At 39.6% G+C, this 20,418-nt stretch carries 16 protein-coding genes and 1 pseudogene; 16 read left to right on the top strand and 1 reads right to left on the bottom strand.

Features of this window, described 5'->3' with window-relative positions:
* The first annotated feature begins 11 nt into the window (after nucleotides 1-11).
* From LQ203_RS20200 to LQ203_RS20175, 6 genes are all read left to right on the top strand, one after another.
* On the top strand, nucleotides 12-833 hold the full coding sequence (locus tag LQ203_RS20200; protein WP_230160714.1) for an ABC transporter permease: 822 nt from the start codon (nucleotides 12-14) through the stop codon (nucleotides 831-833).
* 6 nt (nucleotides 834-839) lie between these two features.
* The gene (locus LQ203_RS20195; protein WP_230160713.1) at nucleotides 840-1,628 is read left to right on the top strand and encodes an ABC transporter permease; all 789 of its coding nucleotides are present in this window, start codon (nucleotides 840-842) and stop codon (nucleotides 1,626-1,628) included.
* A 15-nt stretch (nucleotides 1,629-1,643) separates the two neighbouring features.
* Nucleotides 1,644-2,708, top strand: coding sequence for an ABC transporter ATP-binding protein (locus tag LQ203_RS20190; RefSeq protein ID WP_230160712.1), 1,065 nt, complete (start codon nucleotides 1,644-1,646; stop codon nucleotides 2,706-2,708).
* A gap of 16 nt (nucleotides 2,709-2,724) precedes the next feature.
* Nucleotides 2,725-4,443 carry an adenine deaminase C-terminal domain-containing protein gene (locus LQ203_RS20185; RefSeq protein WP_230160710.1) on the top strand — a complete coding sequence of 573 codons (1,719 nt, stop codon included), beginning with the start codon at nucleotides 2,725-2,727 and terminating at the stop codon, nucleotides 4,441-4,443.
* A 614-nt stretch (nucleotides 4,444-5,057) separates the two neighbouring features.
* A complete protein-coding gene (locus tag LQ203_RS20180; protein WP_155726505.1) occupies nucleotides 5,058-5,210 on the top strand; it encodes a hypothetical protein in 153 nt (50 codons plus the stop codon).
* A gap of 726 nt (nucleotides 5,211-5,936) precedes the next feature.
* On the top strand, nucleotides 5,937-7,841 hold the full coding sequence (locus LQ203_RS20175) for an endonuclease MutS2 (protein ID WP_230160708.1): 1,905 nt from the start codon (nucleotides 5,937-5,939) through the stop codon (nucleotides 7,839-7,841).
* A gap of 732 nt (nucleotides 7,842-8,573) precedes the next feature.
* Here LQ203_RS20175 and LQ203_RS20170 read toward each other — a convergent pair.
* The gene (locus LQ203_RS20170) at nucleotides 8,574-8,717 is read right to left on the bottom strand and encodes a hypothetical protein (RefSeq protein WP_230160706.1); all 144 of its coding nucleotides are present in this window, start codon (nucleotides 8,715-8,717) and stop codon (nucleotides 8,574-8,576) included.
* Between the two features lie 267 nt (nucleotides 8,718-8,984).
* Here LQ203_RS20170 and LQ203_RS20165 point away from each other — a divergent pair, with 267 nt between their 5' ends.
* The 10 genes and pseudogenes from LQ203_RS20165 (at nucleotide 8,985) to LQ203_RS20120 (ending at nucleotide 20,341) form a co-directional block, all read left to right on the top strand.
* Nucleotides 8,985-9,413 (top strand): Rrf2 family transcriptional regulator, encoded by a 429-nt coding sequence (locus LQ203_RS20165; RefSeq protein ID WP_230160704.1) that lies wholly within the window; start codon nucleotides 8,985-8,987, stop codon nucleotides 9,411-9,413.
* Between the two features lie 66 nt (nucleotides 9,414-9,479).
* On the top strand, nucleotides 9,480-10,376 hold the full coding sequence (locus LQ203_RS20160) for an NAD(P)/FAD-dependent oxidoreductase (RefSeq protein WP_230160702.1): 897 nt from the start codon (nucleotides 9,480-9,482) through the stop codon (nucleotides 10,374-10,376).
* Nucleotides 10,377-10,450: 74 nt separating this feature from the next.
* A pseudogene (locus LQ203_RS20155) lies at nucleotides 10,451-10,684 on the top strand (IS1595 family transposase); the annotation flags it as partial.
* Complete coding sequence (locus LQ203_RS20150; RefSeq protein ID WP_230160700.1) at nucleotides 10,681-11,310, top strand: class I SAM-dependent methyltransferase; 630 nt, start codon at nucleotides 10,681-10,683, stop codon at nucleotides 11,308-11,310. The pseudogene LQ203_RS20155 and the gene LQ203_RS20150, both read left to right, overlap by 4 nt.
* Before the next feature lie 290 nt (nucleotides 11,311-11,600).
* Complete coding sequence (locus tag LQ203_RS20145; protein ID WP_230160698.1) at nucleotides 11,601-13,760, top strand: PAS domain-containing sensor histidine kinase; 2,160 nt, start codon at nucleotides 11,601-11,603, stop codon at nucleotides 13,758-13,760.
* A gap of 27 nt (nucleotides 13,761-13,787) precedes the next feature.
* Nucleotides 13,788-15,146: a sigma-54 dependent transcriptional regulator gene (locus LQ203_RS20140; RefSeq protein WP_230160696.1), complete on the top strand. Its 1,359-nt coding sequence runs from the start codon at nucleotides 13,788-13,790 to the stop codon at nucleotides 15,144-15,146.
* Nucleotides 15,147-15,171: 25 nt separating this feature from the next.
* Entirely contained in the window at nucleotides 15,172-16,134 is a 963-nt protein-coding gene (locus LQ203_RS20135; protein ID WP_230160695.1) for a glycine betaine ABC transporter substrate-binding protein, read from the top strand.
* Nucleotides 16,135-16,357: 223 nt separating this feature from the next.
* The gene (locus LQ203_RS20130) at nucleotides 16,358-17,503 is read left to right on the top strand and encodes a mandelate racemase/muconate lactonizing enzyme family protein (RefSeq protein ID WP_230160693.1); all 1,146 of its coding nucleotides are present in this window, start codon (nucleotides 16,358-16,360) and stop codon (nucleotides 17,501-17,503) included.
* Between the two features lie 52 nt (nucleotides 17,504-17,555).
* Nucleotides 17,556-18,989, top strand: a complete 1,434-nt coding sequence (gene aldA, locus LQ203_RS20125) for an aldehyde dehydrogenase (protein WP_230160691.1) — start codon at nucleotides 17,556-17,558, stop codon at nucleotides 18,987-18,989.
* A 164-nt stretch (nucleotides 18,990-19,153) separates the two neighbouring features.
* Nucleotides 19,154-20,341 carry an iron-containing alcohol dehydrogenase gene (locus LQ203_RS20120; RefSeq protein WP_230160689.1) on the top strand — a complete coding sequence of 396 codons (1,188 nt, stop codon included), beginning with the start codon at nucleotides 19,154-19,156 and terminating at the stop codon, nucleotides 20,339-20,341.
* The last annotated feature ends 77 nt before the right edge of the window (nucleotides 20,342-20,418 follow it).

Genomic DNA, 20,418 nt, shown 5'->3' with positions numbered 1-20,418 from the left:
GGGGTTCCGAGGTGAAAAAACGCTATCTTTACCTGTTGCTGTTGCCAGGGCTACTTTTTTTGACGATTTTCATGATCATTCCCATCCTATTAACGATCGGAACAACATTTTTTACTGAAAACGGATTTTCCATACAAGGATATCTCGATTTTTTCAAGGATCGATACTTTATTGAAATTCTGCTAACGACTCTTAGGGTGAGTCTGTTCACGACAATCATTTGTATTCTATTAGGATTTCCAGCAGCTTATTATATTTCGAAACTGAAACAAAGAAAAAAAGCCATCATGCTTTTGCTGACGATCTTCCCGCTATTAACAAGCCCTGTGGTTCGCTCATTCAGCTGGATGGTCATTATCGGTAAAAACGGTGTGGTGAATAAAATGCTTATGGGCATGGGCCTTATTGAACAACCGCTTGATATTCTGTACACGCCAACTGCGATCATCATCGGATTGGTCCATTTATTCTTGCCATTGATCATTGTGACGTTGGTGGGAGTAATGGAAAACATCGAGACCGATTTATTAAAAGCGGCGGAGAGCCTTGGAGCATCAAGATTGGCAGTGTTTTCAAAAGTGATCATTCCGCTTTCGGTTCCAGGTTTGGTCATAGGCAGCATTCTTGTTTTTGTAGGGAGCTTCACGGCTTATACAACGCCAGCTTTACTAGGTGGGAAACAGCGGGTCATTTCGACCTTTCTATATCAAAATGCGATTACATTGAACGAATGGCAAGTGGCATCGATTGTCGCAACCATCATGATTGCGGTAACAGTTCTTATCATATCGATCATGAATGGTTTGGCAAAAAAATTAAATCCAAAGGGGTAGAGGTGTATGCAGGAAAAAAATCGAGGATTGGCCCTGTTTACTCTCCTGGTGTTTCTCTTTTTACTAGGGCCTTTGCTTATCATATCCGTTACGTCATTTGAAGGCGGAAATATTTTGAAGTTCCCGCCAGAAGAGCTTTCTTTAAGATGGTACGAGAATATTTTTAATGTGGAAATGTTTTTGGTCGCTTTTAAAACGTCCATCCTTGTTTCATTGGGAGGCAACCTTTTGGCACTGTTACTGGGAGTGCCGGCTGCCTATGCATTAAGCCGATTTGATTTCAAAGGGAAAAGTGTGATTAATGCATTTTTCGTTTCTCCAATATTAATTCCGGGTATCGTACTAGGTTTTGCGTTTTTACGTTATATTGTGGGGACTTACCAGCTTCCGATTTATGCGGCTCTGTTTGTGGGACATACTGTTATCATGCTTCCGTTCATCATCCGTGTGATTTCTTCAAGCTTAACAAACTTCGACTTTTCCATTGAAGAGGCGGCGGAGAGTCTTGGAGCAAGTAAATTGGGCACATTCTTTACAGTCGTCCTCCCGAATATAAAATCAGGAATTCTAGCGGCAGTCATGATCGCCTTTTTGGAATCCTTCAATAATGTAGACATTTCCGTTTATATGACAGGTCCTGGGGTGAGTACGTTTCCGATACAGATGCTGACGTATGTAGAGAACTACTTCGATCCTACGATTTCAGCCATTTCCGTATTACTCATGTTCATAACGGCATTCTTCATGTTTATAGTCGAACGGCTCATGGGATTGACTTATTTCACAAAACGATAAAGGAGGTAATGATGGATGGCTTTATTCACTTTACAAGATATCTCTGTAGCATATAACAAACAGAATATATTAAAAGATTTCAATCTTGAGATTGAAAAAGGGAAACTGGTATCCCTTCTTGGCCCCAGCGGCTGTGGGAAAACAACGACCCTGCGTTTAATAGCCGGATTTTTACAGGCGAACGAAGGGAAGTTTCTATTCAAGGAAAAGGACTATACGAAAGTGCCCGTTAACAAGCGGAATTTTGGCTTTGTGTTCCAAAACTATGCATTATTCCCGCATTTGTCGATATTCGATAATATTGCATTCGGTCTTCGTCTTAGAAAGAATTCTAAAAGTGAAATTGAAAAAAAGGTAATGAATGTACTTGAAATCGTTAATTTAAAAGGATTTGAAAAGAGATATCCCCAAGAGCTTTCCGGAGGGCAAAAGCAGCGGGTTGCGATTGCCAGGGCGCTGGTGATTGAACCCGATATCTTATTATTTGACGAGCCTTTGAGTAATCTAGATGCGAATTTAAGAGTGAATATGAGAGTCGAAATTCGCCGTATCCAACAAGAACTGGGGATTACAACGGTATATGTTTCCCATGATCAGGAAGAGTGTTTTTCCATATCAGACCAGGTAGCGATCATGAATAAAGGCATCATCGAGCAGCTTAGTGATCCTGCCACCATTTACAAGTATCCTCAAACCAAATTTGTCGCAGACTTCATCGGTTTTAAGAACTTCATTGAATTTGATAAGCGGACGGATCATGAAGACAAAATTGAACTGAACAAATCAGGATACTCTTTTGTGCTGCACAAGGATGCACAGATGACCAATGCGAGTGGAAAAATAGGTGCTATCAGGCCGGACGATCTGCTAATCAGGGAAAAAGAGGACATGGGAGCGGTCCTGGAAAATAGTTTATCTGGCAGGGTTAAGGTAAGTACGTACCTTGGTAGAAGCTATCAATATGTCGTTGAAACCCCAATAGGTGATTTCACTGTGAACAAGGAAATGACGGAATCTTATCGGACGGGTCAGGAAATCATCCTTGAAATTCCGAGAAATCAGATGGTGCTTGTTGACTAGCTTAGGAGGGTAAGTTATGCGAATGGATATGCTAGTAAGAGATATCAATGTTTTTAACAGCTATTTTAAAAGATTTATTAAAGGAAATGCAGCCATCAAGGATGGAAAGTTCTATTATATTGGAGAACGGGAATTAGATGCCTTCGAGCCGGATAGAATCATCGATGGACAAGGTAAGTATATGGTCCCGGGTCTGATCGATATCCATCTGCACATTGAAAGTACGATGGTGACGCCTGCGACGTTTTCCTACGGGTTAATCAAGAATGGCGTGACCACAATCGTGCCGGAACCGCATGAAATGGCCAATGTTTTCGGGATTTCTGGTGTGAAGGAAATGATCAAAGCGAGTAAAGATTGCGTAGCGGATATGTTTTATGCCATCCCGAGTTCCGTTCCTGCGACATCGATGGAAACAACAGGCGGTGCTATAGAAATAGATGATATAGATGAATTGATGCAAACGGAGGACATTAAATGTCTCGGCGAGATCATGAATTACTATGAGGTCATAACCGACCCTGATTGTAAAACGAATAAGATCTTGTCACATATCCGTTCCCGTTATCCAGATCTGATCATAGAGGGGCACGTTCCAAAGCTGCTCGACTTGGACTTGCAGAAGATTGTTTATGCCGGAGTGAATTCAGATCATACACACCAGACCGTGGAAGGGATGGACGCGAGGATCGCTGCCGGAATGTTCATTGAGATTCAAGAAAAATCAATGACTGAAGAAGTGATGAATTACTTGAAGGAAAAGCAGGTGGATGAGCATTTCTGCTTTGTCACCGATGACGTCATGACCGACTCTTTCCAAACAAGAGGACATCTGAATGTCCTTTTGAAGAAAGCGATTCTAATGGGCATGTCCCCGGAAAAAGCCATTTATGCATGCACCTATACACCTGCACAGCGGATGAGGATGTATGACCGTGGCGCCATTGCACCTGGAAAAGCAGCAGATTTCCTGCTTGTATCCAACTTGGAAACATTTGATATTGAACAAGTATACAAAAAAGGTGAGCTCGTTTATGAATCTTCACGTCCATATGTGCAAGAAGTGAAGGAAAGACAATTTCCTGAGCATTTCTATCAAAGTGTGAAGCTTGCGGAACTTACTGAAAACGATTTTAACATCCCAATCTCAAATAATCATGAACACATCAAGTGCCGAATCATCAACGTGCAGAATGGTTCCACTTTCACGACTGAAACCCATGATAGCTTAAATGGGAAGAATGGTGAATTATGCTGGGAGGAAACCCCATACGGTTTAATCGCCACATTCGAACGGTACGGGAAAAACGGTAACAGGGCGCACGGGTTGATCGCCGGGGATGTTTTGAAGCGGGGAGCGGTCGCCACCACGTATTCGCATGATAACCATAATCTTTTGGTGATCGGCCATAATAAGCAGGATATGCTGATCGCCGCTAACGAAGTAATAAGGAAACAAGGCGGAGTCTGTTGCGTTGAAGATGGCGAGGTCCTATCCATGATTCCACTTCCTGTTGGAGGCATTCTTTCCGAAGAGCCGATGGACATCGTTTCGGAACAGGTTCAGCATCTGACAGAAGCACTTAAATCGTTAGGCTACGAACATTATAATGTCATCATGTCATTAAGCACCTTATCGCTTCCTGTCAGCCCGGCTCTGAAAATAACCGACCATGGATTGATCAACGTGAATGAAGGGAAAATAGTCCCTCTCATAATGAATGATGAAGCTTAAACCGCAAAGGGGATTATCCAATGGATAATCCCCTTTGCCAATGCTAATAAAAAAATGAAAAATGATAGCAGGATGAAAAATATATGCCGTTTGAAATAACGCTGAATAAGATTATACTGCCCCTTCTCGTCCTAATCCCCATACAATGTCTATCACCAGGAAAAAGATGATTGGAATCGATAAATCCACTTTTGAATAAGTTTCCCGACCTTTGATATTGAAAAAAGTAGAGTGATATGTAGGTACTTTTAAAACGTCTATACATTGACCAGTGGATAACCACAAGATGTTCCTTATGACTGAACAAAATCAATAGAAATTTGAGCTAATTAAAACGGTCTCATTAGTCGTTATTGCAGCAAGCCTTTTCGTCATTGCTTATCAAAGGGTTTCCTACTTTGGTGATGTTGTTCAGCTGTTAGCGGCACTTGTAAACAAAGGGAATTAATCTACACCAGAGTAGAAGGGGAAGAATACACGTTTTTTATCAGTATTTTTTTCATAAAATTACCATTAAGGGAAAGATATGATAAAATAGAGGGACAACTGAGGATAGAGTGGTGGTCACAGTTTTGCTTTTCCATCTAATTATAGATGGGGAAGGAGGTGACCGCATGATTCATTTCTTATTGAACTTAATTACAGATATGGGGAAAGAGATATTTGTTGCTGTAGCAACCAGTCTTATCCTGTCTGTGTTCGCCAAGAAACGGAAAAAGAACCACTCATCCTCCCAAGATGGCAATGGTTCTTCTTCTGACGATTAATTAAGTTAGTTGTGACCAACCACTCTTGCTAGTTGTCAGCCTCATGTTAGCGCATGGGGCTGTTTTCAGTTTATGTTAATATAAGGATAACATACCCCAATTTTAAAGTAAATATTCAGACACTGAAAAGGGGTGTGACTGAAGCATTATTGCAATAACGTTTAGTTAGCTCTGGAAATGCTCCGTGGCGGTATTTGTTCTTGGAAAATATCCATTGCATCTCCTCTTTTTTAAATTCTTAATAAATGATATCCGATTTACATGCTTTTATAAAAGATGAAAAAACATTGACTGTTTATTACTTATATGGTATGTTAATTCCAATCTAAGAAAAGGTGTGGTGTTTTATGTCGGGAGTAGGTATCAACTAATTTAGTTGAATAAGGTATTTAATCACTGTTTGGTCAGTGCATTAAGTATGCCTTTTTTCACAGTGCAATTCTGCATTGTGAATACCTACCTTAAGACTGCTTCCTTTTCCATAAATCGTGTAACATGTAGGTGTTACGACGAAAAGCATGGTGGGATTTGTCCTACCATGCTTTTTTGTTGAAAGCAGGTCTATTTAGATCTGCCGAATTTGTTATCGATTTTAGGTCCTTATAAGGCCGTGCCCGCAGGAGCTTTCTACTCAAATGGCTTGTTCATTTGTAAAGGTAGGGGGACTTTTGCGGGCATTTTTTGGATTTAAGGCAAATCGCACACTCATTCAAGGAGGATCATGATATGAATTTGATGACATATGAAAAACTACAATATATACAACTGAAAGAAATGGTGAAAAACCATTGTGTAAGTGGTTTAGGAAAAGCATTATTGGATCAGTTAAAGCCAAGCAGCATTTTGAACGTTGTTAAAAATCGGTTAAACGAGACGACAGAGGCAAGGAATTTGCTGAATGCGGAAAGCCATATTCCCTTAAAGGGCATTTCCCATGTGGGCTACCATATCGACAAACTGGAAAAGGGAATGATTTTGGAGCCCGCTGAGTTGGTGGCGATAGCAGACTTCTTAAGAGGCTGCAGGAATATCAAGAAATTCATGACCGATAAAGAGTTCTTTGCTCCTACCCTGCATTCCTACGCCCGCTCCATGACAGAATTCAGGAGCATCGAGGAAGAGATCCAATTTACCATAAAGGGAAATATCGTCGTTTCCGAAGCCAGCAAGGATCTGAAACGGATTCGGAACCAAATCATCAAGACGGAAAGTAAAATAGAGGAACGGCTAAATAAGTTCTTGAAGAGCGGGGCCAATAAAGAGTTCATTCAGGAGTTTTTCATCAGTAAAAAAGATGATCGCTATACAATCCCGATCAAAGCCTCTTATAAAAATCAGGTGGCCGGAACGATCGTGGAAGTTTCGGCAAAAGGGGCTACCGTGTTCATGGAACCTGCCACGGTGACAAAGTTGAATGTAGAATTGGCTAGTTTAAAAGCGGAAGAATCGATGGAAGAGTATCAACTTTTAGCCACATTATCTGGCACGGTTTTCGAGCAGCTGAAACCGATCAAGATCAATATCGAGCTAATCAGTCAATATGACATGATCTTCGCAAAAGCCAAGTTCAGTAAAAGCATGGATGCCATCGAACCGAAAATCAATGATCATGGTTATATTCAGTTAAAAGGCTGTAAACATCCTCTTTTGCCACAAGACAGTGTACCTTTGGATTTTGAGATCGGTAAGGATTATCGTAGCTTGATCATTACTGGTCCAAATGCCGGAGGTAAAACAGTCGTCCTGAAAACGATCGGCATCCTTACGTTGGCCGTCATGTCAGGGCTTCATGTTGCCGGAAAAGAGGGGACTGAGCTTGCCGTCTTCGATCAGGTATTCGTCGATATCGGTGACAATCAAAGTATTGAAAATGCGCTGAGCACGTTTTCATCGCATATGAAAAACATATCGGAAATCATGGGGGCAATAACCAATAACTCATTGCTGCTGTTCGATGAAATCGGGAGCGGAACGGAACCGAATGAAGGTGCTGCTTTAGCGATTGCCATCCTTGAGGAATTTTATCAGAGGGGCTGCATAACCGTTGCGACGACCCATTATGGTGAAATCAAGCGTTATTCGGAAATACACAGTGATTTCATGAATGCGGCTATGCAGTTCAATAGTGAAACACTTGAGCCAAAGTATAAGCTGTTGATCGGGCAATCCGGGGAAAGCAATGCCCTGTGGATCGCGAAAAAGATGAATGTTCGTGAAAAGGTTTTGCAAAAGGCAAAGCTCTATATCGATAATAAAGACTATGACTTGGGTCTCGTTCAGGAAGGTAAAATCAAAAAAGTGAAAGCGGCAGCCGTTTCAAAAACAGCTTTGTATGAATTTGAAGTAGGTGACAAGGTAAAGGTAAGCGAACTTGATGGATATGCGATCGTTTATAAGAAGAAGGATTCGTTCAATAATGTCGTCGTGCTTTTTGAAGATACTTTCAAGGAGGTTCATGCCAATAGGCTGGAGCTAGAAATAAAAGCCGTCGACTTATATCCGGAAGGCTATGATCTGAATACCTTATTTGTCAGTTATAAAGAAAGGAAATTGGACCGGGACTTAGAGCGGGGATCAAAAAAGGCGTTAAAGAATGTTGCGGCGGATATACGGAAAAAGCTCAGAGAATAGTACAATAATGATATGAAGGGGAGAAACTTGTTCAACCCAAAAAAGTAGACATCATTAGGGTATGGGCCCCTTGCCCATACCCTTTAATTTTCCCTTGATTTCTCGTGTGGATCGTTACCAGTCACGCTTGTAGCGCAGAGAGCACTCCCGAAAAATTGAAAACATCAAAAGAATGTTAAGGGAAAAAATTAAAAGGTTGATTCAATCCTAAGAAAGAGGATAAGACAAACAATGTATAGGGTGAGTTTTAATAGTAATCAAGTTTAATAGCTATTAAATTTAAAAATAATCAAAAAGCGAAGAAACAACAAAATCAATTAGAGTTGAACGATAAAATAAGAAAGGGATACAAACAACATCTCGAAAAAAGGCTGTTACTATCACCTAAATATTAGCTTTCTACATCTTTTGAATGATTAAACATCTTTAAAATAAAAAGTGCACTTAGAAAAAGTACTGAAATTCCTACAATAAAATAATAAATACCTTTGGGCATATACTATCAAAAAAATACTACCCAGAGAAATAGGACAATATATTTGCTTGATTTTTTCATCATTAATTAATCATCCTTTAAATTTAATGAAAATCTATCCAACCATTATTTGGCCTCTTATCTCTTTTATCAAGTTGTTTGGCAATCTGATTGCCAACATCTAAATAATTTAGTGCAATAGTTACACAAGCACTGTAGCTAAAGCTAATTTTGGATCTCCCCATGTTTTTAAACGACTAACGAAGTTTTTGTAATACCTTTTCTGCTTCTTTTTTACCTTTTTTGATAATAAATGTTTGAATATCCCCTACACCGCCGCCTATAGCAAAGCCAATTGCTCCGTTAAATACAGCGCCAGTAAACTTTACACCAACTTTCACCTGTACAGCAGGTGCCTTTTCAATGGCAAATGTTTTGTCAAAAATCTTTTTTGCAGAAACTTCTATTTCATCATTTTCAAATGTTGTTGTGCTAATTTCTTCAACTTGTTCTTTGTCAGTTATAAAGAAAGGAAATTGGGCTGGGACCTTGAAAGGGGATCAAAAAAGGCGTTAGGTGAGGAAAAAGTTTGCGGTTTTTTGCAGCATGAGTTACAATCAATTACAGATATTATAAGTCTGTAATAGTTTTAATTATGAGGTGCATCAATGAAGTATTCAAAGGCAACCAATTATGCACTCCATACAATGGTGCATTTAACGATGGAACCAAAAGGTCAGACGGTAAGCGTGGAGCAATTGGCCTACATGCAGGATTTGTCTCCGACATACTTGTCAAAGATTTTGACGAAGCTTGTGAAGGCAGGATTAATTGAATCAGTGCCAGGAGCAAAAGGCGGCTACAGTATTTCACGCCGCGCGCAGGACATTTCTTTTCTGAATGTTATTGAAGCGGTGGAGGGTCAGTCGGTGCTGTTCAACTGTGGGTTTGACCATGACGAAAGCGAATGTTTAATTGAGCGTGTGATGATCGAGGCGGAAGGCAACATGAAGAAAGAACTGGCTGAACGAACGATTCAAAGCATTGCGGAGCAGATAGAAAAAAGACATTGTCATGAGACAAAAAAAGAAAAATAAATTTTTTTGCACAAATTAAAGATATTAAGGGTCTTTAATAGATTTTATAAAGAAGGAGTGTTTCATGTGTTGGATTGTGTAATTATTGGTGGAGGACCTGCTGGACTGAATGCCGCGTTGGTCATGGGACGTGCTGGACGGAAAACAATTTTGTTTGATGAGGATAAACCTCGAAACCGGGTGACGCAGGAGTCGCACGGATTTATCACACAGGATGGGGTAAAGCCTTCAGAGTTCAAGAAGCGGGCAAGAACGGATGTCCAGAAATATCCGTCTGTCTCCATTAAGGAGGAGCGGGTGGAGATTATTGAAAAAGCCAGTGGTGTGTTCCGGATTCAAACGAAAGGCGGAACGGATTACACGGCGAAAACAGTGCTTCTTGCAACAGGTCTTCGGGATGTTTTGCCGGAGATTCCAGGCATTCAGAATGTATACGGAACGAGTGTTTTTGGGTGTCCATTTTGTGACGGCTGGGAAATGCGGGGCCAAGCATTGGCGGTGATTGCGGAAAATGAACGGGCTTTTCATATGGGAAAACTGCTGTCAAACTGGAGCCGTGATGTAATTGTGTTTACAAATGGCTATCAGGTGCTTGATGAGGAGAAGGATATCTTGGCTCGGCAGCACGTGGCAGTCGTGGAAGAAAAGATTGAAGGTCTTGAATCGAAGGGAGGGCAGCTGACATCGATCCGACTGAAAAACGGACAGGAAATCCAAAGGGAGGCAGGAATTGTGGTGACAGACTTGGTGCAGTCTGCTCCTTTTGCGGAACAGCTCGGCTGCGAGGTCACTCCAAACGGCGGGATTAAAGTGGATTCATTTGGACGAACAACGGTTGAAGGGGTATATGCATGCGGAGATACATCACTCAGCACGCCTTCTCAGCTGGTGATTGCGGCGGCGGAGGGCAATAAAGCGGCGGCTGGAGTCATCATGGATTTTGTTGAAGCTGCATTTCTTTAGGAGGCATAAAATCCTCGAATGCATAAGAGTTTTTTTGCTGAAAGTTTTTAAGGTACAAAACCTTCTAAAATTCCATAAATGTTATTCACAGCAAATTATAGAAGTGGATGAATAGGTTTAAGGGTGTTGCAACTAAATATATCAGTAACTATATGTACTGGTTCAAATGGCTGGACCTATTTGGAAATGATAAAGAAGCAATAAAGGTAAAGAACTTGATGGTTCAATGTAACGTAGCCCATGCTTATACAAAAACAACAGATCTTAAAGAAAGAGAGCTAATATTTGTAAAGGAGATTGAGGTATGACAGAATTCTGGGAATCAAGTTTTATAGAAAATCAAATGATGTGGGGATTTGAACCTTCAGACTCCGCAATCTTGACAAAGGACTTTTTCCTTGAGAAGAGAGTTAAGGATATATTGATTCCTGGTATTGGATATGGTAGAAACGCAAAGGTTTTTATTGACAACGGAATAAATATAACAGGTATTGAGATTTCAAAAACAGCGATTGATTTGGCAAGGCAAAATGGGCTTAATATTAGTACTTTTCATGGTTCAGTAACCGATATGCCTTTTGATAACAAACTTTATGATGGTATATTTTGTTATGCACTTATTCACTTATTGAATAATCGTGAGAGAGATAAGTTTATTGAAGATTGCTATAATCAGTTAAAGCCAAACGGATATATGATCTTTACTACTATTTCAAAAGAAGCCCCAATGTTTGCAAAGGGCAAACAACTGGGTAAAGACTATTTCGAGATAATGGAAGGGGTAAAAATGTTTTTTTATGATTCTGATTCGATAAAACAAGAGTTTGGAAAATATGGATTGATAGAATTTTCGGAAATTGTTGAGCCACATAAGAATATGGAAAATAAACCTCCATTTAAATTTATCATGGTAAAATGTCAAAAAGAATTATAGTTAGACATCAGCAGGGTATGAGTTCTGTATTAACAGAGCTTATACCCTTTAATTTTGCTTTAATCCTTATAGTGGTTTTACTTTCAATGACCGTACTACATACTTTTGCTTTACATTAGCCAGATCAGAATCAACGGTGACTTTTTCTCCTGTATAAACATCACCCTAACCTATCGATCATCATGCCCTAAATCCGGTGAAAAACTGAAAAGAATGGAAATTCTAATTATTCGTTTTTTATCTGCTATAATTCTCTTATCTATCAAATTGCACTTTATAGGGTGTCTACAATGAAAATCATAAAGAATTTGTTTCAATTTATTAACCAAAGCATTACGAGAAAATACTTATATATCTTTACATTGGTTTTAATTATTCCAATTATTTTGATCTACAATCTTATAATCGGATATGCGGAGCAAACAATAAAGAAAGATATCGTTGCACAAAACCGTTCAAGTACGGATATGATTGTCAAGAGACTAAATACAGAGATGACGGATGTTGTATTACAGCTCCAGTTGATAGCTGGAAAAGATACGGATACACAACTTGATTTGGATCGAATGTATACTCAATCTAAGCAAGCGATAACACAAAGTTCTATTATCCATTCTATCTACTTTTTAGACCAAAGCAGAAAGTTAAGATTTGAAGCTCCCTTTGATCAAAAGCCGTCTCTTCTTTACTATGATTATCCGAATTTTGAGCAAGTGCGCTGGAGCCATAATTATGCTGTTTCAGATAATATTCAGAACTACTGGGGAGTTAATGTTGTAACAATTTCCGTTCCAGTTTTTTCGAAAAATAAAGAATTTCAGGGAGTGCTGATAGCAGAAGTCAGTAAAGATTACTTGTCAGAAGTATTGAAAAGTGTAAGTTTGAGCAAGGGACATTTTAGCTATATTACCGACAGCTCAGGAACTGTCATTGCTTCGACGGCGGAGAATCAAATTGGTCAAACTTTTTCTTTACAAGTGTTAAGCGGCTTTTCAGAGTCTATGGAGATTAATTGGCAAAAAGAACGAAGTGTTGCCGCTTATCAAGCAATGCAAGATGGATGGGACCTCGTCTATGGGGTGCCGGAACGAATAGCCTTTGAACCTATCCACAAGCTTTCATTTGCATTAAGGATTAGCTTTATTACCATTATGGTTTTATGTTTATTTTTTACTTGGTTGGGGATGAAAAGTATTTTGTATCCAATCATTCGTTTGACTGAATATGCCCGAACATATCATCCACTTCGTACGTATCTCCCTTTAAACGAGAACAAAAAGGAACGGCCAGACGAACTTGGACTGTTGACTAATACGATTATAAATATGGGGAACAGCAATTACGAAAAGCAAAAGATGCTGGAGGAGAAAGAGCGTTATCTTTACGACGTCCTTGAGGGAATTCCTTATGGTATCATCACCATTAATCAAGAGAGTATCATCACTTATGTAAATGTGCAATTTGAAAAAATGGTCCACCATAAACGAGATGACATGATTGGAATTCATCTTAGTGACTTGCCTATCAAATCTGAAACTGGGGACTTTGTCTTATTGCAGACAGTAAACTCTGGAAAACAGGGTGAAGAAATGGAAAGCAATATTGTTGATGCAAAGGGCAACAAGAGAATTATTAAAATTACGACCTCTAGGTTTTACAATGAAGACCTGCAAACGATTGGTATTATTGCTGTCATGCAGGATATTTCACAAATGAAACTACTGGAGGCCAGATTAAAACAAAGTGACAAACTGGCATTGATCGGTCAAATTACAGCAGGACTTGCTCATGAAATAAAAAATCCACTGGCCATTTTATACGGATCGGCCGAGATGTTATTGGAAGAAGCAGAGGAAAGCGAATGCTCAGAAGAAATCAAGGAATTATCGGCTGATATTTATGTTGTTATAAATAGAATGAAAGACATTATAGACAATTTTCTTAACTTTGCCAAAGTAAATAAGAAGCAAAGAGAAAATATATCTCTGCAAAGTATACTAGAAGAAATTATCCATCTGCTGAGAGTAAAGCTAAATGAAACGAAGATCCAAATCATCAGAAATTATGAGAACGATTCTTATATAAAGGGAGCTTATGATCAATTAATACAAGTATTCTTGAATTTAATTTTAAATGCAATCGAAGCAATGCCTGATGGTGGATCGATTATCATCACAATAAGGGAAGAAAATATAGACGGCCAAGGTAATGTATGTGTCATCATTGAGGATACTGGCATTGGAATTAATGAACAAGATTTAGAATGGTTATTCAATCCTTTCTTTTCAACAAAGGAAAGCGGATCAGGTCTTGGACTTACGATTGCCCGAGACATTTTGGCCGAGCATGATGGCGAACTTAAAATGGTAAGTGCCATAGGAAAAGGAACCATCACGACTTGCCGATTTTTAAAAGAAGAAATAACGGAAACCACAAGTGGGAACGTATAAATCTTTGCACAAGCGAGGAGGGGCACCATGACAGTTACTTGGAATGTATTAATCGTGGATGATGAAGGGCAATTATGTAAGTTGATCGCCCGTAAATTACAAAAGGCACATCTTCGTACTTTTGTTGCACAAAATGGACAAGAAGCTTTAAATATCATAAGTAAAACAAAGATCGATGCCGTTATTTTAGATTATATGCTTCCAGATATGACAGGGATAGATGTCTTAAAAGTCATTAAAAAGGAAAAAGATATACCCGTTATCATGTTGACTGCTTATGGAAATGTTGAAAGCGCTGTCTTGGCGATGAAGCTAGGTGCAACTGATTATTTAAATAAGCCGATTGAACTTGAGGAACTAAAAAATATTGTCGTTAAGGTATGTCAGCAACCTCGGGGGGAGGACGATGTTAGGCTGAGTACTCAAAGGTTTGTGTCCCAAAGTGAGAAGATGAATAAAGTGATGGAGCTGGTACAACGTGTAAAGGATACAGAGGCAAGCATTCTTATTCTTGGAGAGAGCGGTGTTGGAAAAACGGCCTTGGCAAAATGGATTCACGAAAACAGTGTTCGCAAGGACAAGCCATTTATAGCGATTAACTGTGCAGCCATTCCAGAAACGCTACTAGAAAGCGAGTTGTTCGGTTTCCGAAAAGGATCCTTTACTGGAGCGACATCCTCACAAAAAGGGAAGTTTTTGGCAGCAGATGGGGGAACGATTTTCTTGGATGAAATCGGGGAAATATCATTAAGTATGCAAGTTAAACTCCTCCATGTTATTGAAGAAAAGAAAATAATGCAACTTGGGAGCAATGAGTACCATTCATTGGACGTAAGAATTATTGCCGCTACAAATAAAAGCTTGAAAAAATTAGTCCAAGAACAGAAGTTCAGGGAAGATTTATATTACCGTCTTAATTTGATGGAAGTTGAAATTCCTCCATTAAGAGATCGCAAAGAAGATATCATCCCGCTTGTATATCACCAAATTGAAAAACTAAATAAAAAATACACAAAACAACTTGCCATTCATCCAAAGGTGGTGCAACAATTGTCATCACACCTTTGGCCAGGGAACATTCGGGAGCTTTTAAATACGATAGAGCGGATGCACATCCTAAAGCGTATAGGAACGATCGATTTAGCCGATTTAGAGGACAGCTATACTAACAAGCCATTAATCCATGTTGATCACACACCATCCATGTACAATGAGCAAAAGGCGATAAGCAATAATCTTTCACAAGTATTGGAAGAGGTAGAGGAACAAATGATTAAAAAAGCACTTAATGAAACAAACGATAATCAAACAAAGGCGGCAGAAAAGCTGGGAATTGCACGTCATACTCTTATTTATAAAATGAAAAAAATGGGGATTAAACCATGACTCTAACATCGAGGAAGAGGATATCTTGAGCAGTTTTTTTAAAGTGTGCAGAGTTTTCGTGATTTTTATATGCTGCCTATTTTTATTGTCTTGTAACGACTCCCATTCTTTAGATTTAACCAAAAAAGAAAACCAGCTAAAACCAGAAGAAACATCCGAAAAGCCAGTTATACAGATCGGGTCCAAAGCGTTAACAGAACAATATTTGCTAATGAAAATGACTGCATTGCTATTAAAATATGAAGGTTTTAGCGTAAAAGAAATTCGCTTTCTAGACAGTCCTTCCATTAGACAAGCGCTTGAACAAGGATATATTGATATGTACTGGGAATACACAAATACAGCTAGAATGTACTATCATAAAAAGTCTCCTGTTTATAATGGGGATCGATTGTATAATCTCGTAAAAGAAGAAGATGCGATGAGCGGGATCACCTGGTTAAATCGCAGTGACTTTAATAGTAGCTGGAGACTTTTCGTTACCCGTAGCTTCGTGGAAAAACATCATATTCATACCATTAGCGATCTGATGAAATATATACAAAGAGAAGAAAAGAAAATAAAGATTGCAACAAACGAAGAGTTTTTGATTAGAGAAGACGGTTTTAAGCGTTTAAACGAGGCTTATCATATAGACATGGGGAAAGAGAATGTGATTGCCCTTGATTCGAAAATTCTTCCATTGGCAGTAAAAGAGGGAAGAGTGGATGTGGCTGTTGGGATGGGATCAGACAGCCATATTGAGGAATATGGTTTAGTTGTATTAAAGGAGGATAAAGTGGTGTTTCCACCTTATCATGCTGCGCCTGTCATGTTAACGAAAACAATGAAAGAATATCCTGTCGTTCGTGAAAAATTAAACCGCCTTTCGGCTGAATTAACAAATGAAAAGATCCATCAATTAGTCTATAAGGTAGATATTCTTCATCAAGATGTATCGAAAGTAGCCTATGATTTCTTAGTTACAAATGAATTGATTCAAAAATGAGCCTGCAAATGCAAGGCTTATTTTTTTTTTAGTGCGGATTTGCAGAAATCAATTTTTTTGTAGAGAACATCTACACTGTAGGAATTTTCTACAGTCATTGTGTAGAAAATTTCTACAATTCAAAGTATTCTCACTAAACGAGGCTGTTATGGCGCCACATAAACAGTTGGCATGGTACTTGCAATATTAGTTTGGCAAATAGACGTTCATAGGAGGAGTAAACATGAAAATTACAGGTATTGAGATCAAGCATTATTTATTGCCACTAGATACACCATTTAAGGCAGCGTGGGATCCGGAACCGAGAAGAAAGTTTGCATCAACTGTTGTGTATGTTCATACGGATGAAGGCATTACCGGTGTTGGATCTGGAGATCTAATGATGGGGTTTGAAGGTCATGAGCATTTATTTATCGGTCAAGATCCATTTGCCATAGAACGCCATTCACAGGTCATTCAAAATATAGACTTTCATTATGGACGTTGTTGGCCTCTGGATTTAGCACTTTGGGACTTAATTGGAAAAGCGACAGGACAACCAGTTTATAAATTACTTGGTGGTCGTTCAAATAAATTGCTCGCTTATGCTTCGACAGGTGAAATAGTCACCCCGGAAGAGCGTGCAGAACGTGCCGTATCTTTTGTGGAACAAGGTTTCAAAGCAATGAAAATTCGCTTTCACCATAAAGATGTAAAAGATGATATTAAAGTGGTGGAAGCTGTACGAAAAGCAGTTGGAGATAAATTGGAAATCATGGTTGATGCGAATCAAGGTTGGAAAATGCCATGGGATGTTGAACGCACCTGGGATTTGAAAATGGCCTATCAAGTCGCAAAAGAGCTTGAACAGTTAAATGTTTTTTGGTTAGAGGAACCACTTCCATCACATCATTTTGAATTAATGGCAAAGTTGCGTGATATGGTCGGGATTCGTATCGCAGGCGGCGAAATGAATCGAAATTGGCATGATTTTAGAGAAATGAATAAGAGTGATTCACTGGATGTATATCAACCGGATGTTGCTTTATCAGGAGGAATTACACAAACGAAAAAAATTGCGGAGCTTGTGCAAGGTAGCGGTGCGTGGTTCAGTCCCCATACTTGGACTAATGGCGTTGGTCTTCTAGCTAACTTACATCTAGCTGCAGCAATTAGTCATTGTCCATATTTGGAATTTCCTTATGATCCGCCAGCATGGTCGAATGACCGCCGCGATTATATTCAAAAGGACCGCTTAATGATTGACGCCGAAGGCTATCTAGTCGCGCCTGAAAAACCAGGCTTAGGGATTGTGTTAGACGAAGAAGCATTAAGCAAGTATGAAGTGAATCATTTTTATGTAGGAGAAAGTCAAAAAGTCTCTATTTAATAGGGTATTCGCTTTCTAAATATGAAACTACTATAGAAGGGTGAACAGAAACGTGAAAAAATACCAAGCATATATTCAAGGACAATTTATCCAAAGTGAAGACTATATGGATGTCACATACCCAGCAACTGGTCAAGTAGTTGCTCAAGTGTCATCTTGTACAAAGGAAGAAGCCGAACAAGCCATTCATGGTGCAAAACAAGCTTTTCCTTCATGGAAAGGGTTACCTTCATACAGAAGAGCAGAATTCGTCATGAATCTTTTAAACGAAATGCGAAAAGAAGGACCATTGACTGAAATTGCCACAGCTATTACTCAGGAAATGGGAAAACCACTGTCTGCTGCAAAGTCGGAAGTATTCTATGCGGCAGATTTAGGTGAATACCAAGCGCAGTGGGCACGGCGCATTGAAGGGGACGTAGTTGATAGTGATAATACAAATGAAAAAATCATTTCCTATAAAGAACCTCTTGGTGTTGTTTTAGTCATAGTTCCATGGAATTTTCCCATTTACGTATTAATGAGAAAAATCATTCCAGCACTTATTTGCGGTAATACGGTTGTCATCAAACCGAGCGTGAAATCACCCTTATCTGCATTAGAACTTGCACAATGCATTCATCAAGCCGGCTTCCCGGAAGGGGTTATTAATATCGTGACAGGGGCTGACGAAGTTGTAGGTGAAACATTAAGTTCTTCGGATCAAATCAATATGGTGACTTTTACCGGAAGCACGAGAGTGGGTAAAAGCATTATGGAAAAAGCATCTCGTCAGATGGTCCGTACTTCGCTCGAGCTTGGCGGTAAAGCACCTGCCATTGTGATGGAAGATGCGGATATCGACTTGGCTGTCCAGGCCATAAAGGGCGGACGGCTTGCAAACTCTGGTCAAGTCTGTAATAACACCGAACGTGTATATGTCCATCGAGACATAAAAGAAACATTCACAAAAAAACTAGTCGAAGCTTTTCAATCTGTCCGAATGGGTGATGGGCTTATCGATCCTGATGTTGAAATGAGTTGCTTAATAAGTGCTCATGACGTTTCGCGCGTTCACAGCATGGTACTAAGGGCCGTTGATGAAGGAGCCTCAATTTTATGCGGTGGCAGCTTAGTAGAGGGAATGACTGATAGTTTTTATCCTCCAACTCTTTTAGATCAATGTACTCAACAAATGAATATCGTTCACGATGAAATTTTTGGCCCTGTGCTGCCTATTATTACATTTGATACGTTAGAAGAAGTCATAGAATTGGCTAACGACTCACAATATGGCTTAACGGCAAACGTGTACTCAAACAATTATCAATATGTGATGGAACTAACAACGAAGTTAGAATGCGGCGAAGTATATGTAAACCGTCAACAGGGCGAAGCATATCAAGGGTACCATGCAGGTTGGAAGCAATCAGGTATTGGCGGCGACGATGGAAAACATGGATTTGAAGAATTTTTACAAATCAAAACGGTTTATCTTAAGTTTTAATTGATGAAGCTTTTAAAAATGGACAAGGTGTGCATTTTGTAAGTAAAAGGATCGAACAGGTAAGGCTTTATTGTCACAAAAGAATAGTAGGAATCATAACCAAACCATTCGTTCACCAGATGAATGGAGGAGTCATCATAGATGAAAAAGTAGGAGGATATATCGTGAGTATTTCTTTTGATTTCATACCTAAAACGCAGATTGCATTCGGAATTGACCGCTCTTTACAAATTGGAACAGATGTAAAGCGAATTAGCGGCCAGAATAAAGTTGTTCTTATTACAGACCCCGGTGTAATGAAAGTTGGTCTTTCTGATATCATTTTGAAGGCCCTCGAGAATGATGGGGTAGAAACCATTGTCTTTAGTAATGTGCAAAGTGATCCAACAGCAGCATCTATTGATGAAGCGGCAGAACTTATTCGTCGGTCCGGTGCTAAATGTGTAATTGGACTGGGTGGGGGCTCTGCAATGGATGTAGCAAAAATGGCCTCGCTTGTAGCAGGAGCAGAACATCCGACAATACATTATGCGCTTATGGCACATCCATTTGCACCAAAGAGCATTAAATCGATTATGATTCCCACAACTTCTGGAACAGGAGCAGAAGTAACAAGTACGGTTGTCTTTTCTACGGACGAAAAAAGAAAGGTATGGGGATGGGATGCGGATATGGCACCGGAACTGGCCATTTTAGAACCGAAATTCACTGTAGCCTTGCCGGACTTTTTAACAGCAGCTACAACCCTCGATGCCCTTGTTCATTCGATTGAAGCCTGCGCTGGAAAAAGATCGAATCCATTTATTGAAGCATTAAGCTTACAATCGATTCGATTGATTGCCAAACATTTTGAAACAGCGCTGCAAAACCCTGCCGACCTAGAAGCACGAGGAAATCTCGCACTTGCAGCAACCCTCGCAGGCATGGCCATCGAGCAAGGTGGCACCGGAATTGCTCATTGCATCGGTCATGCGCTCGGAACTCTAGGACGGATTCATCATGGACGTGCTGTCTCCATTGCTTTAACTGCTGCATATCCTTGGAACGCAGAAGAATCCACCCAAATCCATGCTGAAATCGCCCGTGCTCTCGGTGTTAAAGAAGAAGGATTGACAGAGAAGGAACTAGCTCTAGCAGGGGCGAATGTGTTTAACCGGTTAGTGGAAAACAGCGGCTTAAAGATTTCACTTCAAGATGATGGTTTAAGCGTAGCTGACATTGATCGACTTGTTGAAATCGCCTTATCAGAGGAAAATACGCCAATGCGTTTAAATAATTGCCGTGTGGCAACTAAAGAAGAATTGAAAGAGTTTGCCAGCAAGATCTTAACACCTTCACCGGTTAATGCTTAAAAAGGAATTTGGTATTTTGGAAGTTTCTTATTTTTATCATTTCGAAATGGATGAATGTAAATCATCCATTTCGAAAT

The organism is Peribacillus sp. Bi96, assembly GCF_918698115.1.
Taxonomy (GTDB): domain Bacteria; phylum Bacillota; class Bacilli; order Bacillales; family DSM-1321; genus Peribacillus.
This window is presented reverse-complemented; position numbering and strand designations above follow the sequence as displayed.

What these genes read in the sequence shown, in the direction of transcription:
- LQ203_RS20195 (WP_230160713.1), top strand. Translation starts at nt 840, where the DNA reads ATGCAGGAAAAAAATCGAGGATTGGCCCTGTTTACTCTCCTGGTGTTT.
- LQ203_RS20190 (WP_230160712.1), top strand. Translation starts at nt 1,644, where the DNA reads ATGGCTTTATTCACTTTACAAGATATCTCTGTAGCATATAACAAACAG.
- LQ203_RS20185 (WP_230160710.1), top strand. Translation starts at nt 2,725, where the DNA reads ATGCGAATGGATATGCTAGTAAGAGATATCAATGTTTTTAACAGCTAT.
- LQ203_RS20180 (WP_155726505.1), top strand. Translation starts at nt 5,058, where the DNA reads ATGATTCATTTCTTATTGAACTTAATTACAGATATGGGGAAAGAGATA.
- LQ203_RS20175 (WP_230160708.1), top strand. Translation starts at nt 5,937, where the DNA reads ATGAATTTGATGACATATGAAAAACTACAATATATACAACTGAAAGAA.
- LQ203_RS20165 (WP_230160704.1), top strand. Translation starts at nt 8,985, where the DNA reads ATGAAGTATTCAAAGGCAACCAATTATGCACTCCATACAATGGTGCAT.
- LQ203_RS20150 (WP_230160700.1), top strand. Translation starts at nt 10,681, where the DNA reads ATGACAGAATTCTGGGAATCAAGTTTTATAGAAAATCAAATGATGTGG.
- LQ203_RS20145 (WP_230160698.1), top strand. Translation starts at nt 11,601, where the DNA reads ATGAAAATCATAAAGAATTTGTTTCAATTTATTAACCAAAGCATTACG.
- LQ203_RS20140 (WP_230160696.1), top strand. Translation starts at nt 13,788, where the DNA reads ATGACAGTTACTTGGAATGTATTAATCGTGGATGATGAAGGGCAATTA.
- LQ203_RS20130 (WP_230160693.1), top strand. Translation starts at nt 16,358, where the DNA reads ATGAAAATTACAGGTATTGAGATCAAGCATTATTTATTGCCACTAGAT.